The 17,329-nt window shown below is 38.1% G+C and carries 12 protein-coding genes, 3 pseudogenes and 1 other annotated feature; of the genes and pseudogenes, 1 reads left to right on the forward strand and 14 read right to left on the reverse strand.

Annotated features, from left to right (window positions below; translation table 11 throughout):
* Window positions 1-5: 5 nt before the first annotated feature.
* The 7 genes and pseudogenes from radC (J4P91_RS06575) to J4P91_RS06605 all read right to left on the reverse strand — a co-directional run.
* Window positions 6-209: pseudogene (gene radC, locus J4P91_RS06575) on the reverse strand (DNA repair protein RadC); the annotation flags it as partial.
* Window positions 210-312: 103 nt separating this feature from the next.
* A pseudogene (locus J4P91_RS06580) lies at window positions 313-2,123 on the reverse strand (reverse transcriptase/maturase family protein).
* A gap of 564 nt (window positions 2,124-2,687) precedes the next feature.
* Window positions 2,688-3,167, reverse strand: a pseudogene (gene radC, locus J4P91_RS06585) (RadC family protein); the annotation flags it as partial.
* 47 nt (window positions 3,168-3,214) lie between these two features.
* Window positions 3,215-3,790, reverse strand: coding sequence for a Maf family protein (locus J4P91_RS06590; RefSeq protein WP_017150639.1), 576 nt, complete (start codon window positions 3,788-3,790; stop codon window positions 3,215-3,217).
* 215 nt (window positions 3,791-4,005) lie between these two features.
* On the reverse strand, window positions 4,006-4,965 hold the full coding sequence (locus J4P91_RS06595; protein ID WP_207993313.1) for a stage II sporulation protein B: 960 nt from the start codon (window positions 4,963-4,965) through the stop codon (window positions 4,006-4,008).
* A gap of 166 nt (window positions 4,966-5,131) precedes the next feature.
* Window positions 5,132-6,433 carry a bifunctional folylpolyglutamate synthase/dihydrofolate synthase gene (locus J4P91_RS06600; RefSeq protein WP_207993314.1) on the reverse strand — a complete coding sequence of 434 codons (1,302 nt, stop codon included), beginning with the start codon at window positions 6,431-6,433 and terminating at the stop codon, window positions 5,132-5,134.
* A 95-nt stretch (window positions 6,434-6,528) separates the two neighbouring features.
* Complete coding sequence (locus tag J4P91_RS06605) at window positions 6,529-9,174, reverse strand: valine--tRNA ligase (RefSeq protein WP_207993315.1); 2,646 nt, start codon at window positions 9,172-9,174, stop codon at window positions 6,529-6,531.
* 37 nt (window positions 9,175-9,211) lie between these two features.
* Window positions 9,212-9,443: a binding site (T-box leader), on the reverse strand.
* A gap of 290 nt (window positions 9,444-9,733) precedes the next feature.
* On the opposite strand from J4P91_RS06605, the gene J4P91_RS06610 reads away from it, so the two are divergent.
* Window positions 9,734-9,928: a hypothetical protein gene (locus J4P91_RS06610; RefSeq protein ID WP_079999563.1), complete on the forward strand. Its 195-nt coding sequence runs from the start codon at window positions 9,734-9,736 to the stop codon at window positions 9,926-9,928.
* A 27-nt stretch (window positions 9,929-9,955) separates the two neighbouring features.
* On the opposite strand, the gene ysxE is transcribed toward J4P91_RS06610, so the two are convergent.
* The 7 genes from ysxE to J4P91_RS06645 form a co-directional block, all read right to left on the reverse strand.
* Complete coding sequence (gene ysxE / locus J4P91_RS06615; protein ID WP_207993316.1) at window positions 9,956-10,981, reverse strand: spore coat protein YsxE; 1,026 nt, start codon at window positions 10,979-10,981, stop codon at window positions 9,956-9,958.
* Window positions 10,982-11,202: 221 nt separating this feature from the next.
* On the reverse strand, window positions 11,203-12,300 hold the full coding sequence (spoVID, locus tag J4P91_RS06620) for a stage VI sporulation protein D (protein ID WP_207993317.1): 1,098 nt from the start codon (window positions 12,298-12,300) through the stop codon (window positions 11,203-11,205).
* A 164-nt stretch (window positions 12,301-12,464) separates the two neighbouring features.
* A complete protein-coding gene (hemL, locus tag J4P91_RS06625; RefSeq protein ID WP_207993318.1) occupies window positions 12,465-13,754 on the reverse strand; it encodes a glutamate-1-semialdehyde 2,1-aminomutase in 1,290 nt (429 codons plus the stop codon).
* Window positions 13,754-14,743, reverse strand: a complete 990-nt coding sequence (gene hemB, locus J4P91_RS06630; RefSeq protein ID WP_207993319.1) for a porphobilinogen synthase — start codon at window positions 14,741-14,743, stop codon at window positions 13,754-13,756. Before hemB ends, hemL begins: the two co-directional genes overlap by 1 nt.
* A 32-nt stretch (window positions 14,744-14,775) precedes the next feature.
* Entirely contained in the window at window positions 14,776-15,534 is a 759-nt protein-coding gene (gene hemD, locus J4P91_RS06635; RefSeq protein WP_207993320.1) for a uroporphyrinogen-III synthase, read from the reverse strand.
* A 2-nt stretch (window positions 15,535-15,536) separates the two neighbouring features.
* Window positions 15,537-16,466, reverse strand: a complete 930-nt coding sequence (gene hemC / locus J4P91_RS06640) for a hydroxymethylbilane synthase (protein WP_207993321.1) — start codon at window positions 16,464-16,466, stop codon at window positions 15,537-15,539.
* A 15-nt stretch (window positions 16,467-16,481) separates the two neighbouring features.
* Window positions 16,482-17,315, reverse strand: coding sequence for a cytochrome c biogenesis protein (locus J4P91_RS06645; protein WP_017150628.1), 834 nt, complete (start codon window positions 17,313-17,315; stop codon window positions 16,482-16,484).
* Between the last annotated feature and the right edge of the window lie 14 nt (window positions 17,316-17,329).

Consider the following 17,329-nt stretch of genomic DNA (forward strand, 5'->3'; position numbering starts at 1 on the left):
TAGTCTTAAATATGACCTTTTTCTTTTAAACTCACGAATTTATGGTCACCTATAATAATGTGATCAAGGACTTCAATTCCAATAATCCTCCCGCACTCTACCAATCGTTTTGTCACTTCAATGTCTTCACGACTCGGCGTAGGGTCACCTGAGGGGTGGTTATGCAGACATATAATAGAGGCTGCTGCGCGGCGAAAAGCTTCTTTAAAGTAGGGTAAGAACCCAGCGCCTTTCCTTATTTCTAAGGTAGATTTCCAAGAACTCCCCTCCGAACCGTACGTACTCGTCTCCGAGTATACGGCTCTCCATTTATCAATCTAGCTTACCATTGTGTAAATCATGGTGGCATTTTACACACATCGCAAGAGTCTTTCGTTTCCTTGCAATCATCTTTTGTTCCCATCGCTTCTTACCTTTTAAATCTTTTAGCTTCTGAACATGATGGATTTCAAGTGGTATTCCTGTTGCTCCGCACCATTCACATATATTTGCTAAAAGCCTATCGATGAGACTTGTTCTGCCACTATATTTGAGCGTTATTGGTTCGTTATCTATTTCTTTGTTATCGATGTTCATATTTTTTCCATGCGTTGGTCAATGAAATATAAGATTCGTGAGCCACTAGAGGTACTATAGCGAATGCCTATCTTACCGTTAATTGACATTTTATCAATCATCTTACCCATTGTCGTCTTATACTTGTTAGCATATGTTTTCATCATGCTATATTTCATATTTTGACGGAATGATTGTAAGACATGGACATTCGTTGCTAAACGGTAATAGTTGTATAACCCACGTATTTCTGCATTGTATGTAAGCATAATTTCTACATCATCGTTCGATAACAAATAAGGCCGGTGTAATACTTTCCACTGATTGTTCCTTCCAAGTGTAATAGCTCCTAGTTGAATGAGCTTATTGATGTACTTCTCGTGCGGTACATATAGCCTTACTTGAAAATTGAATTTCCGTTTTTTTGTACCATTTGGCATTTTCATCGTTTGCCAATCACGAGCGACTTTTATGTCGTATCCGAGAAACCTAGCCTTCTTCGTTGTATGTGTTATCAACGTTTTTTCTTCACTGAGTTCTAATTGTAGTTTTTCTGCTAGAAACAAAGCAATATCTCGCTTTATTTGCTGGGCTTCTTCCTTACTCGCTATCACACCTATTAAGAAATCATCTGCATATCTCACATATTTCATTCGACGATAGTGTGGATCAAACAGATCCTTGCTATCATGTTTAATAAGCTCTTTATACAATTGCTTCATTTCGCTGGCTCTTTGTAAACGAGTTTCTTTGTCTAAAGAGTCCCATTCCTTTCGATTCTTTGCTTTTCTATACGCAATTTCACTTGCAATATTATGATAGGTCAGGTTATGTGTTCGTTTATCTCCTTTATTAAACAAGTTCATATATTCTTCCATATACTTGTCTAATTCGTTTAGGTAGGTATTTGATAATATTGGACTAATAATACCGCCCTGTGGTGTCCCACTATACGTTTTATGAAAAGTCCAATCTTCTATATAACCAGCCCGAAGAAACTTCCAAATCAAATCAAGAAATTTCTCATCATCTATTCTTTTCTGCAAAATATGAATCAAAGTATGGTGATTGATATGATCAAAAAAGCCTTTTATATCGCCTTCTATAAACCAACGACAGCCAGTGAATGTATTTTTGATTTCTTTGAGAGCTGTATGACAACTTAGATTCGGTCGAAATGCATGTGAGTGGGGTGAAAAACTTTCTTCATAGATGCTTTCAAGTAAACGTCTCACTACTTCTTGAACTAGTTTATCTTCAAAAGACGGTATCCCAAGCGGACGTAATTTCCCGTTACTCTTTGGAATGTATACTCGCCTTACTGGGTTCGGTTGATAACTACAATCCTTTATTTTCGAGATTAAACGGTTTATACGATTTATACTCATTCCATCAATGGTTTCTTCTGTTGAGCCTTTCGTATTACTGCCTTTGTTTTTATAAATTTTTCCGTATGCTTCTAGGAAAAATTCAATATTATACAGATTCCGATATAATCGCTCAAATTTATAATTTACATCACTTGCTTTAGAAGCTAGATTATTTAATACTACTTTTGGACTTCTCATAGAGCCTCGCGCTCCTTCCCAATTTTGTATTAAATGCTGATAAACTGCTCCCCTTCGCCATGTAATGGGCTTTCCCCATCTCGGACTACTACGAGAGCTCCGTTGCCATATTAGATATTCAAGCGCATTTGCTATAGCCATCTGTAGGCGTTCCAACTTAGGCAATCCCCATTTAGATACATAGGAACATCGCTTATTACGGTAGCGGATGTGACTTTCGCTCGTTACATTCCATATAGAATTTGGTTGAAATGGTATCACATCATGTTTCTTGAAGTTTTTAAAAAACATGCACATTTCACACAGCGTTTATCGTTACCTCCCGCTGAGGGTCCCCGTCGTCCCCCTTGAGCTATCATTCAAGCAGTTTAGCCTTCATCCTTGTCCGTAATGTTTCATCTTGCCGTTCAGTTGTGGTTCGGTAACTAACCAACTTACGGTTTTGCCAACATGCTACACTCCCTGTCCGGTTTCCCTTTCAGATAAGTTGGCTGATGATAGAGTATTGCTTTGTGATATTACTCCACTGCTTTGCGAAAGCAGATTTCCTACATACCCTTATGGGCGCACAACCTCGCGAGGATGCACAATTGAGGCATTTAGACTCCCAATAAACACAGTCTGCCGATGCATAACTTGATTTTTCGTATTTAAGTATAAACAAACAAAGTGCTCTTGTTGTAAAAAACGCATCTCTTCCATCATATAACTAGCGCAATCTTCTGGACTCCGAATACTATATCGATTTTGGTACTCTAAACGCACCATTCTTCTTCCTAGTTCAAAAGCAGCGATTAACTGGGAGGCCTTTGCTACTCCTACACCATGAATGCTTGTCATCTCTTCTATTGTAGCATCTTTCAACATTCGTAATCCGTCAAAATGATATAAAATTTGATCCGCTAATGTTAGAACAGACTCTTCTTTAGAACCCGTTCTAAGTAACACTGCAAGAAGTTCACGATTCGATAAATTGCTTGCCCCTTCTACTAATAAACGCTCCCGTGGTTGTTCTTCTTTCAAAACATCACGAATACCGTTCATATTTTCACTCCTTTTTCAATCTTTCGCAAATAAAACCCCATGCAATTTTACGCATGGGATGCATCACTATCGAACTGTTTTAATTCACGAACAAGACGTGCAATTGGTAATCCGACTACACTGTAGTAATCTCCTTGAATATGTTGAACAAAGATGGAACCTTTTCCTTGAATACCGTAACTTCCAGCCTTGTCCAGCGGTTCTTTCGATGCAATATACGCATCAATTTCTTCTTCTGTTAACTCCCAAAATGTAACTTCTGTACGCTCATAAAAAGTTACTGTTTTTTCTTTTGCAATAAGCGCAACACCTGTATATACTTCATGTGTTTTTCCTGATAATAGTTGCAGCATTTCTTTTGCCTCCGCTTCATCAGAAGGCTTACCAAGAATACGTGATTCATATGTAACAATTGTATCTGCACCTAATACCACACAATCACCATGATTTTCGGCTACAGCAGATGCTTTTTGCAAAGCAAGTGACATCACAATATCAGCAGGTGATGAATACGCACCGATGGTTTCTTCTATTTCACTTACAACAATTTCAAATGGTACATCTGCTAGTTCAAGTAATTCCTTTCGGCGTGGTGAGCCAGATGCTAAAATAAGTTTTTTCATGTGTTCTCCTTTCTTACATAAAGCAGAAAAATATAGCTTGATCGTATCAAACAAGTACCTTTCCGACAAATTGTAAAAATATCATTTTCTTTTTAGGAAATGATATTTTCTTACTATACAGTTATATCTGCTATAGAGAGAAAACATTTCTATAGATATATAATCCAAAAGAAGAGAAAGAAGTATACACACTTCTTCCTCCTTACTCCATTATCCTACTCTTTTGCTTTTTGCGAAACCACTTTTTCATAAGAAAGCAAACCATCAATAATAACTTGATTCAATTTAGCTACTGCTTCTTTATCAGTCTTTCCTTCTTTTATTGTTTGTACAGCTACTGATGCATACGTATATATTTTTTTTACATCCTCACGCTTAATTGATTTCCCCTCTTTTTCAATTGCCTTCCATTCCTTTTCAATCGCTGCTATTTCTGTTGGATTACTTTTACTTCCAGGTTGTATACTAGTCGAGTATTTTACAAAATGAATGTATAATGGCTGCAACTTACTTAACAATGGACCAGATTCTTTGTCACTTTTCAGCAATGCCCGATCTGTAATTTCCCATTTCTTTTTCAAAACTGATACGCCATCTTTCTTATATTGTCCAATTAATTTATCTACGGATTGCTCGTCACTAGAAATTCCAACTACAAGTGAATACTTGTCATCATTTTGTTTAATAGCTGCTACGCCCCCATTATCTTTCCACTCCTGAGTAGCTGCCTGTCCCTTTTCTTCCGAAGAATAGAGACCTCCTTGCACGAAATATAAAGTGATTGGTTCTAAAGCAGATGCACTCCCCACCTTTGGTTTTTCTTCTTTTTGCTCTTCAGCCGTTACTTCTTTTTGCTCTGCTTCATTATTCTTTTCTCCACTTGTTACTGTAGCTTCCCGAGCTGTACCTTGTCCCGTTAACAAGTGGAGCATTCCCATCCCTAACATCGTGCCAATGATAATCGCAGTAGTAACTGTAAAAATAAGTATATTACTCCATTTCTTTCGATGCTGCCGGATAGATGGTAACTTGTTTTTTTGAAATGGCACTACATTTTGTGACGTTTCACTATCAACTACCATCCAATCAAATTCTTCTTTTTCTTTCTTCTTTTCTTCATACTTTGCTTCCGTTCCATTTACCTTAACCGAGATTGTTCGTGATTGCTTGTCCATACCCTCACACCTCACCTCTTATCATTGTCCGCATCATATCATATTCATTTCACAAAAAAACGAGATATTTGTCAGAGGGATTCGTCAAATTGCCCTATATAGTTATATTATATGTATGCATTTGACTTCATTTGTAGAACAAAAAACTAGGACAGCAGTTGCTGTCCTAGTTTCTTTCACGAATGTATTTTCGAACTTCTGAAATAAAGTAAAGTGATCCCGTTATGATAAAAACGTCATTTTCTTGAAGATCATTTATCTTTGCATCAACAGCTTCTTTCCAATTCTCAAAAACTTGTTTTGTTTCCTTATGCGAGTAGGCTGCAAGCTCCTCAGCAGAAATCGCACGATCAAATGTGAATGTTGTAAAAATCATTTCATCTGCAATTGTTTCTAATTGTCCTACCATATTATCTAGCTGTTTATCACCAAGGGCAGTAAATAAAACAATGACGTTTTTATCGTTATAATGAGCTTCTACTGTTTTCACAAGGCTTGCAATTCCTTCAGGGTTATGGGCACCATCTATAATGACGTCAGGATTACTTTGTAACCGTTCAAATCGGCCAATCCAATATGCTTCACTTAATCCTGTGCAAATATGCTCTTCCTCCATTAAGAATGATAGGTATGTTTTAAGATACATAACCCCCATCAGTGCTAATGCTGCATTTCCGACTTGATGGCTTCCTTTCATCGAAATCTGAACTTCCTCAAATGAAGCAAACGGACAAGAAAAATCAAAATGCTCTCCATCTTCATCTGAACGCTGATGAACAGCTATAAATTGCTTTCCAAGTTCATAAAGGTTTGCATTTTTTCCTTTGGCAACCTTTTGAATAACCTCAAGTGCTTCTTCATCCTGCACGCCTGTAATAACAGGAACACCCGATTTAATAATTCCCGCCTTTTCATACGCAATTTCCGCTAACGTATTCCCTAAAATATGCATATGATCATGGCCGATATTTGTAATAATCGTCAGAACTGGATAAACCACATTTGTAGAATCAAAACGACCACCAAGCCCTGTTTCAAACAAGACGATGTCACAGAAATTCATTTTACCGAAATAGCAGATTGCCATTACTGTAATAATTTCAAACTCCGTTGCTTCTCCTAAATTTGTTTCATCTAGTTTTTCTACAACTGGTTTGACCATATTTATAAGTTCAATAATCTCTGTATCTGCAATTGGTTTTCCATTCACACCAATTCGTTCATTAAATGTTTCAATATATGGAGACGTAAATGTCCCAACCTTATATTTTCCCGCCTCTAACATATAACGCATATATGTTAAAGTTGAACCTTTGCCATTTGTTCCTGCAAGATGAACACATTTTATATGACGCTCAGGATTTCCAAGTTCCTCTAGCATCCACTGCATTCTTTCTAATCCTGGCTTAATGCCAAACTTTAGTCGGCTATGAATCCAGCTTATTGCTTCTTCGTATGTATGTACCACGCTTGCCTTTCCCCTTTCAAAAAACAACCTTCTTAATCCTATTATACGCAAATAAAAGAGACTCACCAATATGGTGAATCTCTTTAAAACGATTTTTATTTTTGAAGATCAGCTAGACGTTGACGAACTGCTTCGCGTTTTTCTAAGTAATCTTGTTCTTTCGCACGCTCTCCTTCAATAACTGCTGCTGGAGCTTTTGCTACGAAACCTTGGTTTGCAAGTTTCTTCTGTACGCGTTCTACCTCTTTATCAAACTTCTCAAGTTCTTTTTCAAGGCGTGCTTTCTCTTCATCAAGATTGATAAGATCAGCTAACGGTAAGAATAACTCTGCACCTGATACGATTGCCGTCATCGCTTTTTCTGGCGCTTGTAAATCCGTCTTAATTGTTAATTCGCTTGGATTACAGAAACGCTCGATGTAAGAGCTGTTTTTCGTAAGCTGTGCTAATACTGCTTCGTCTTTTGCTTTAATTTGCAATTGAACTTTTTTGCTCATTGGCGTATTTACTTCAGCACGAATGTTACGAACAGAGCGAATGATATCAACAAGAAGGTGCATTTCTGCCGCTGCTTCTTTGTCTTGTAAATCTTCGCGAACTGTTGGCCACGCTGCTACTGTAATAGATTCACCTTCATGAGGTAAGTGCTGCCAAATTTTCTCTGTTACGAATGGCATGAATGGGTGTAATAAACGCATCGTTTGATCTAATACATATGCTAAAACAGAACGAGTTGTTTTCTTCGCCGCTTCATCTTCGCCATATAACGGAAGTTTCGCCATTTCAATGTACCAGTCACAGAAATCGTCCCAAATGAAGTTGTATAACGCACGGCCAGCTTCACCAAATTCATACTTATCCATGTTACGTGTTACACTTTCAATTGTTTCATTTAAGCGAGTTAAAATCCACTTATCTGCAACTGATTTTTCACCAGTTAAATCGATATCTTCATATTTCATATCATCCATGTTCATTAATACGAAACGAGACGCGTTCCAAATTTTATTGATGAAGTTCCAAGTAGATTCTACTTTCTCCATGCTGAAGCGTAAATCTTGACCTGGCGCACTTCCTGTTGATAAGAAGAAGCGCATCGCATCTGCACCGTACTTCTCGATAACTTCCATTGGATCAATACCGTTACCAAGAGATTTACTCATTTTACGTCCTTGCTCATCGCGAACAAGACCATGAATTAATACGTCTTTAAATGGACGCTCTCCTGTAAACTCTAAACCTTGGAAAATCATACGAGATACCCAGAAGAAGATGATGTCATAACCAGTTACAAGCGCATCTGTTGAATAGTAACGTTTGAAGTCTGCTGCATCTTCATTTGGCCAACCAAGTGTTGAGAATGGCCATAATGCTGAGCTAAACCATGTATCAAGTACATCATTATCTTGATTCCAGTTTTCAATATCTGCTGGTGCTTCTGTACCTACGTATACTTCACCAGTTTCTTTATGATACCAAGCTGGAATGCGATGTCCCCACCATAATTGACGAGAAATACACCAGTCGTGAATGTTTTCCATCCAGCGTAAGTATGTGTTCTCGAAACGATCTGGTACGAACGTTACTTTCTCTTCTTCTTTTTGTTGTAATGCAACTGCCTTTTCTGCAAGTGGTGCCATTTTTACGAACCATTGTGTTGATAAGTAAGGCTCAACAACCGCTCCGCTACGCTCACTATGACCAACCGCATGCATATGAGGCTCAATTTCTACTAATACGCCTGCTTCTTGCAAGTCTTTTACTAATTGCTTACGGCATTCGAAACGATCCATGCCGTTATATTTACCCGCTTTTTCATTCATTGTGCCATCTTCGTTCATTACAAGAATGCGTGGTAAGTCATGGCGGTTACCTACTTCAAAGTCATTCGGATCATGAGCTGGTGTAATTTTCACAACACCTGTTCCAAAATCTTTTTCTACATACTCATCAGCAATAATCGGAATTTCACGATCTACGATTGGAAGTGTAACTGTTTTTCCGATTAAATGTTTGTAGCGATCGTCTTCTGGATGAACCGCTACTGCTGTATCACCAAGCATTGTTTCTGGACGAGTTGTCGCAAGGCGAATGTGACCAGAACCGTCTGTTAATGGGTAGTTCATATGGTAGAATGCACCTTGAACGTCTTTATGAATTACTTCAATATCAGAAAGGGCCGTACGTGTTGCTGGGTCCCAGTTAATAATATATTCTCCGCGGTAAATTAAGCCTTTTTCGTATAATTGAACGAATACTTTATTAACTGCATCAGATAAACCTTCGTCTAATGTAAAGCGCTCACGAGAATAATCTAATCCTAAACCAACTTTCCCCCATTGCTGACGAATGTGAGAAGCATATTCTTCTTTCCATTCCCATGCTTTTTCAAGGAATTTCTCGCGGCCAAGATCGTAACGTGAAATACCTTCTTCACGAAGTTTTCCTTCTACTTTTGCCTGTGTTGCGATACCTGCATGGTCCATTCCTGGAAGCCATAATACATCGTATCCTTGCATGCGCTTTGTACGCGTTAAAATATCTTGAAGTGTCGTATCCCAAGCGTGCCCTAAATGCAATTTACCTGTTACGTTTGGAGGTGGAATTACAATTGTATATGGCTGTTTTTCTGCATCTCCTTTTGCTTCGAAATATTTGCCATCAAGCCACCATTTATAACGGCCTTCTTCAACGGACATATGATCATATTTAGTCGGTAAATTCTTTTCCGTGTTTGACATTATTTTCCCTCCTTAAAATAAAAAATGCCCCTCATCCAAAAAGGACGAGGGACATCGTGGTACCACCTTTATTTACAAACAAATTCAAAATTTGCTTATACTCTTAATTGGATAACGGACAGATCCGTCTTTTCCTAATGAGAATGACTCCGTTCAGAAAAGATACTCCAGGGCTACCTTCTAACATGACTATCTAGAGAATCTCACAGCTAATAATTCTCCTCTCTGCAGACGTTTAATGTTATACTCTTCCCCTTCAACGTATTTATATAATTGTTATTTATTATATACAATAGTGTAAAAAACGAAACCATATTCGTCAAGATAAAAATATATTTCATCAAATTTCTACAGTTGATAGACTCCATTCTTTCCTAATTATTAAAAAACAGTGTACAATCGTCAATTAGCGTAAGCACTTTTTTGCAACCTATGTACGAAAAATGAAAAATAGCAGCACAAGCACCTTAGGTACTTACCCTGCATACTGTAATATTGCACCTTCACCTTTCAAGCTCAATGTGTAGTAAATGCTTTCTGTACGGAGGAATGATTGATTATGCGACGATACCGACGCACCTACAATTTTTCAGCCCCTTCATGGGTTAGGAATTTACAAACGATTTTTTCTGATTTTGCTATTCCACTTACTATTTTCCAAGGAATTCGAACATTACTGCTTCCAACCTTCTTAGATTTCATCATCCTTATCATCTTTGTTGTAGCCACAATCCGCTTACATTTTCAGCCGTAGCCTCACAGCTCCTTGAGACTACGGCTATTATTCATTTCCTTGCTGCGCAGCTTGTAATTGTGAAATGAAATATTCTATATTACTTACAAGCCAATGCGCTTGCTGTAACATTTTCACACCTTGAAGTTCTTTCTTTTCACCACGGCTCTGCTGCTTGCTTGTATAAGATTGGATTTGCCGAATAAATGGGGATGGATATGTTAGATAAGCAAACATAAGGAGTTGTTCTTCTTTCGTAAACGGAAAATTCTTTTGATACACCTGATACCATTCAAAGCGATCACTTCTCGCAATTGGATATGTGTTCAATGAGCGGGAATAAAAGCGAACAACATCTTGAACTGGTGTTGCAATTTGAGACCTCTCTAAACTAATAAAATAACCGTTTCGTTCATAATCAAATAAAAAATGATTCATCGATACATTGCCATGAATAAAAGAAACGCGTGTTTTTTCTTTCTCTTTCATCGCTTCATGCCACTCCGAAAGCTGTTTCGTTGCAAATTCACGCGCCCTCATCACATGATGAAAATACGTACAATACTGTAGTTCAAACGGAGACATATACCATTTTGCCTCAGACTCTACAAGGAATTCCTCTAAGAGCTCCCCATCTTTCTCCCAACGATCAGAGACATTTGTATAATGCTCCTCTAACGCTTCTTCAGTATATGTTTCTTCCTTTACCGTCCTTTGATGAAGCAGTGCTAGCGTCTGAAACATTTTATGATATTGATCATTGTCCTCTCCGTTCCCTTCTGCTCGCTCCAGCCAAGGCATTAAATAATAATTATATGTTCCATCGCTCAAAATATGATTTCCATCTTTCGCATGGTAAATGGGGGCATAATGTGTAAATCCTTTTTCACGTAAAAATTGAACATGATACATTAAATTATTGCGTTTCAATCTATGAGATGGTAATTTTTTCAATGCATATGGACCTTGATTCGTATAAATTTTTATGACACTTCCGTGCTCTTCCATATGATGGGCATCCAATTGATATCGCTGTACTATCGGGGCATAACGATCTCGCAATTCTATATCCATACGAATGATCCTTTCTCATTCAAAAACGTAAGATAAAGTGAAACTTTAATCAGTGGGGGTTTTCTCCATCCCCACTGATTATGAGCCCTCACCAATCGGGCTTTTACAGCAGTCTATCCTCACACCTAACTTCCTCGTCCCTCTCTGAATCTTGAGGTTGTGGGATTACTGGCCGCTAATAGCGGGATAAAAAGAAGAGAGGTGAAGAGAAGCTTCTTCACTCACTTTGTCTTCACTCTTGGCACAGGTATATATATAATTTGCCCTGCAGTTAAATATACTTCATCTGTTTGATTCAAGCGGTGTAGATGCTGGACAGATGTTTCATATCGCTCCGCAACCGATTCAATTGTATCTCCTTCTTGCACAAAATACATACGTAATTTCGTAAACTCTTCTTCCGGCTCTTTCGTAAACAATTTTGTTAAGTATAATGCATTTTCATCCCGTTGTGAGTATGCAGCTTCTACTTCTTCCTGTAATTCCTTTTCCTTCTCTTTCTTAAAGTTCTTCCGGCCAAACAATTCAAACTGTGGTGTAGTTTCTTTCGCTTCTTCTCGTTCTTCCTCTTCATGTTCTTTTAAATCCTCTACCTCTTCTTCTAACTCTTGTTCTTTACGTGCCTCTAATTGGAAGGGCTCAAATGCATAATCCTCCCATCCATCTGATTCTGTATGAACTGTTACTTCTTCCACTTCTACTTGTGTTTTATCCTCATTTACTACCGTGATCTCTGGCTCTCTTTCAACTTCTTCCTCATTCACTACCGCGATTTCCGGCGCTCGCTCAACTTCTTCCTCATTCATTACCGTGATTTCCGGCTCTCTTTCAACTTCTTCCTCTTGCACTTCATTGTGTATTCTCTCACCCTCACATAATCCAGATATCGATACATCCGCTAATAGTTGTAAACAACCGTTTTCCTTTAATTCATAATCAAATTCCTCAATGGAAACATACAATTCTTCAACTTGTTTCACTCGGTTTCGCGGAATCGAGATTTCTAACGGAAAAGAGTGTACAAGTTCGTTTACACCATCTTCTCGCGTTTCTACATAATCAATGGATTTCGCAGGGGATAAATCTCGTAATGAAAACGCAGAATCATCTTGTCTTGCAATATATTCCCCCGTTAAATCCAATTGCCCTCTCACAATTACCTCGTATTCAAGCTCTTCTATCTCAACGTCTGGATCTAACGAAATTGACAAAAGTTCTTCGACTTCCTGTCCTTTTTGGAACCAAACCGATTCTTTTAATGAAAATCGTAATGAATGATCTGTTGCCACTTCTTTTCCCCCTCCCAAACTGTATGTCATTACAGATTTATGTGCACGGGAGTCATTTTATGAGTAAAAAATCGAACTGCACATGTGGGCTTCCTATTGATTTTTCATATATCGGCGCTCCGACAATATACAACATGATTTTCAGAGATAAATAAAAAAGGTTACCAGGACTCTCCCTGACAACCTTTTTTACTTTACGCTTTTAATTTCGACATCGCAATTTCTGCCGCTGCAATCGTTGCTTCAATATCTGCATCACTATGTGCTGTTGATAAGAATAATCCTTCAAATTGAGAAGGTGGTAAGAATACACCTTGTTCTACCATTTCACGATAGTAAGCTGCAAAGAATTCTAAGTTTGAAGTTTTTGCTGCATCATAGTTAATAACCAGTTCATTCGTGAAGAATATACCAATCATTGAACCTGCGCGGTTTATATGATGCGGAATACCGTGTTTTTCAGCTGCTTTACGTAGGCCGTTTTCTAACATTTCGGCTTTACGCTCAAACTCTTCATAACATTCTGGTGTTAATTGTACTAATGTTTCATAACCTGCAGTCATTGCTAGAGGGTTACCAGATAATGTACCCGCTTGATAAATTGGTCCGCTCGGTGCAACTTGGCGCATAATTTCTGCTTTACCGCCATATGCTCCTACTGGTAAACCACCACCGATTACTTTTCCTAAACAAGTTAAGTCAGGCGTTACACCGTAATAACCTTGTCCACAATTGTAAGCAACGCGGAATCCTGTCATTACTTCATCAAAAATAAGCAGTGCACCATTTTGCTCTGTCACTTCACGAAGACCTTCTAAAAATCCTGGCTGCGGCGGTACTACTCCCATATTTCCTGCTACTGGTTCTACGATAACACAAGCGATATCATCACCGAATTGTTCGAACGCATATTTTACACTCTCTAAATCGTTATACGCTACTGTAATTGTGTTTTTCGCTACACCTTCTGGTACACCAGGGCTATCTGGTAAACCAAGCGTTGCAACACCAGAACCAGCTTTAATTAATAATGAGTCACCATGCCCGTGGTAACAACCGATGAATTTCAAAATTTTATTACGACCTGTATACCCACGAGCTAAACGAAGTGCACTCATTGTTGCTTCCGTTCCTGAGTTTACCATACGTACAATCTCAATCGATGGCACACGCTCGATTACAAGCTGCGCTAATTTATTTTCAATTTCTGTTGGCGCACCAAAGCTTGTTCCTTTTTCCGCAACAGCTTTTAATGATTCGACAACACGTTCATTCGCATGTCCGTGAATAAGCGGTCCCCATGATAATACGTAATCGATGTATTCATTCCCATCAATATCGTACACTTTAGAACCTTTCCCGCGCTCCATAAAGAGTGGATTCATACCAACTGATTTAAATGCACGAACTGGACTATTTACGCCGCCAGGCATTAAATCTTGCGCCTCCGTAAATGCTTCAATCGATTTATCAAACTTTTTCATTATTGTGCGCCTCCTTCTTGTAACCATCGTGCTGCGTCTTTCGCATGATACGTAATGATTAAATCTGCTCCCGCACGTTTCATGCTTAATAATTTCTCAAGTACAATCTCTTTTTCATTAATCCAACCATTTTGCGCTGCTGCTTTAATCATCGAATATTCTCCGCTCACGTTATAAGCAACAATCGGTAAATTGAAATTATTTTTCACATCACGAATAATATCTAAGTAAGAAAGAGCTGGTTTTACAATTAAGAAATCTGCTCCTTCCATTACATCTGATTTAGCTTCACGGAATGCTTCCATGCGGTTTGCTGGATCCATTTGATATGTCTTACGATCACCAAATTGCGGTGCACCGTGCGCTGCATCGCGGAATGGACCGTAAAATGCAGATGAGTATTTCACCGCATATGACATAACTGGCACGTGTGCAAAACCATTTTCATCTAAAGCATGGCGAATTGCAGTTACAAATCCGTCCATCATGTTAGATGGTGCGATAATATCTGCTCCTGCTTTCGCTTGGCTCACTGCTGTTTTTGCAAGAACTTCTAACGATTCATCATTTAAAATGATTCCATTTTCAATAACGCCGCAATGCCCATGGCTTGTATATTGACATAAACATGTATCCGCAACTACTACTAACTCTGGAAACTGCTCTTTAATTTGTTTGATTGCACGTTGTACAATGCCGTGCTCACAAAATGCAGAAGATCCAACTTCATCTTTTTCAGCAGGCAAGCCAAATACGATAACAGAACGAATACCTAAATCTACAACTTCTTGCATTTCAGCTTGCAGAAGATCTAAAGAAATTTGATATACATCTGGCATAGAAGGAACTTCGTTACGAACATTCTCTCCTTCTAGTACAAAAATAGGATAAATAAAATCTTCTGTATGTAAAAATGTTTCACGTACAAGCGCACGCATATTTCCGCTTTGTCTTAAACGACGATGACGATTAAATTGTAAAGAATTCATAGATTTCTATCTCCCATTCTTTTTTATTTAGATTATGCATCTTGATTATATTTTGAAATGCATTGTATTAACGCTTCTACCGTATATTCTTTCGGAACGATTACATCGGCAAAATAACGCCTTGCCTCTTGCTCTGTTATCGGTCCTATACAAGCAATTGTACATTTTTTTATCCATTCTCTCCAGTTTGTGCCCTCAAGTAATTTCACAAAGCTTGTAACGGTAGAAGGGCTCGTAAATGTAACAACATCTACCTTACCTGATTCTAGAGCTGCGATGAGATCTTGCTGCTTATCATGATTTGTTTTCGTTTCATACACAACAAACTCTTCTAAATATATACCAAGCTCGCGAAGTTTATTTGGAATAATATCTCTAGCTAAGTTCCCTTTTGGAAATAAAATACGCTCTGTCCCATTCAATTCTCTTACAAATTCTTCTGCAAAAGTTTCAGCGACAAACGCCGTTGGAACAAACTGAACCTCATAACCCCGCTTTTCTAATTCTTGCCCTGTTTTCCTACCTACTACAGCGATGCGAACAGTAGGTGGGATTTTCTTACCTAAGCCATCTAGAAAGAAGCTTACCCCATTTTTACTCGTAAAAATAACCCAATCATATAAGTGTAGCTGCTGCGATACACCTTGAAATTCTTTCTGAGATGCACCTTCTATATGCAAAAGCGGAATTTCCAATGGAATTCCGCTCTCTTTTTTCACCGCTGCACTCATTTGTTTTGCTTGATGCTGGGCACGCGTAATCAGTACTGTTTTGCCAGCAAGAGCATCCATGATTACTGTTGCTCCTTATTTGCAGCGAGAATGAGCTCTTTTGCCCCTTGCTTAATTAAACGATCCGCTGCTTCTAAGCCAACTTGTTCTGGATTTTCGCCAACAACTATTTCTTTTAACAAGACTGAACCATCCATAGAACCGACAAGAGCTGTTAATTCAATTTCATTATTCTTCCCAAGCATTGCATATCCAGCAATCGGAACTTGGCATCCACCTTCAAGTTTATGAAGGAATACTCGTTCAGCTGCCACTGTTCGTTCTGTTACAGCATCATTAATATGTGATAATAATTGCAATAAATCTTTATCATCCTCACGACATTCAATCGCTAAGGCACCTTGTCCTACAGCTGGTACACATAATGTTTCATCTAAGTGTTCTGTAATTACATCATCATCCCAGCCCATTCTCTGTAATCCAGCTGTTGCTAAAATGATTGCATCATAGTCTTCTTCTTTTAATTTACGTAATCTCGTATCAATATTTCCACGAATCCACTTCACTTGTAAATCTGGTCTAGCAGCTAATAACTGTGCACTACGTCTTAAACTACTTGTACCAAGAATCGATCCTTCTGCTAAGTCCTTAAATGATTCCCCGTTTTTTGAGATGAACGCATCACGTGGATCGACACGCTTTGGTATACATCCAATTGTTAATCCGTCTGGAAGTACAGCTGGCATATCCTTCATACTATGTACAGCCATATCGATTTCTTTCGTAAGCAACGCATGCTCAATTTCTTTTACAAACAAGCCTTTCCCGCCTACTTTGGAAAGCGTCACATCTAAAATAACATCACCTTTTGTAACGATTTCTTTCACTTCAAATTCATATGGTAAACCAAGCGCTTTTAATTGATCAATAAACCAATTTGTTTGCGTTAATGCTAGCTTACTCTTTCTTGAACCTACAATAATTTTGCGCATAATTTTCTCTCCTCATTATAAATACCAAAAGTGGAAATTGGATAAACTGCTTAATAGAAAAATATTGATTAACATAACGAGAAAGGCTCCAATGTTCCAATTTATAATCTTCTTACCTTGCAATATATCTGATCCTCGTAAATATAAACCCATGCAATAGACAAATAAAACAACAAAAGACCCGATTACTTTCGTGTCATACCAATGGAAATTATCTAGTTTTGTATATCCCCATATACATCCAAGTAAAATAGCTAATAGGAAAAACGGAACAGAAAATAAATTTAATCCATATGACATCGACTCAAGCTTCGGTAAGTTTCCTAACCGTCTTAATCTCGCATTCCATTTTTTCTGTTTTAATAATCGATATTGCAACAAGTACATAATGGAAAAAATAAACGATACTGTAAACGCCGCATAGGAAATAATCGCCATTCCTACATGCACGTATACAAGTTCTGAAACTAATTGCTGCGCGAGTACCGGCGACATTTTTCCGAGCGGAGTGAAAATAGAAAAAGCGCTTACGCCAAAAGCAATGACATTTGTAAAAAAGACTAAAAAGTCAATGCGCATAAATCGATTGATTACGAGTGACATCGTAATTAATAACCACACATAAAAATAAATTCCTGATAATAATGTTAAAATCGGATTCGTCTCTGATTCCGTGGCCCGAAGTAACATAAAAACAGACTGTAATACCCATACAATCGCAAGTAACCAAAAAGCAATTCGATTCGCCTTTCGGTTACTTTGGAAATAATCTATAAAATATAAACTAATGCTACAAGCATATAAAACAATTGCGATATGATAAATTATACTATTATTTAAAAAGCCCATCCGATCATCCTTTC

This window comes from Bacillus sp. XF8, from assembly GCF_017498755.1.
In the GTDB taxonomy this organism is placed as follows: Bacteria; Bacillota; Bacilli; order Bacillales; family Bacillaceae_G; genus Bacillus_A; species Bacillus_A bingmayongensis.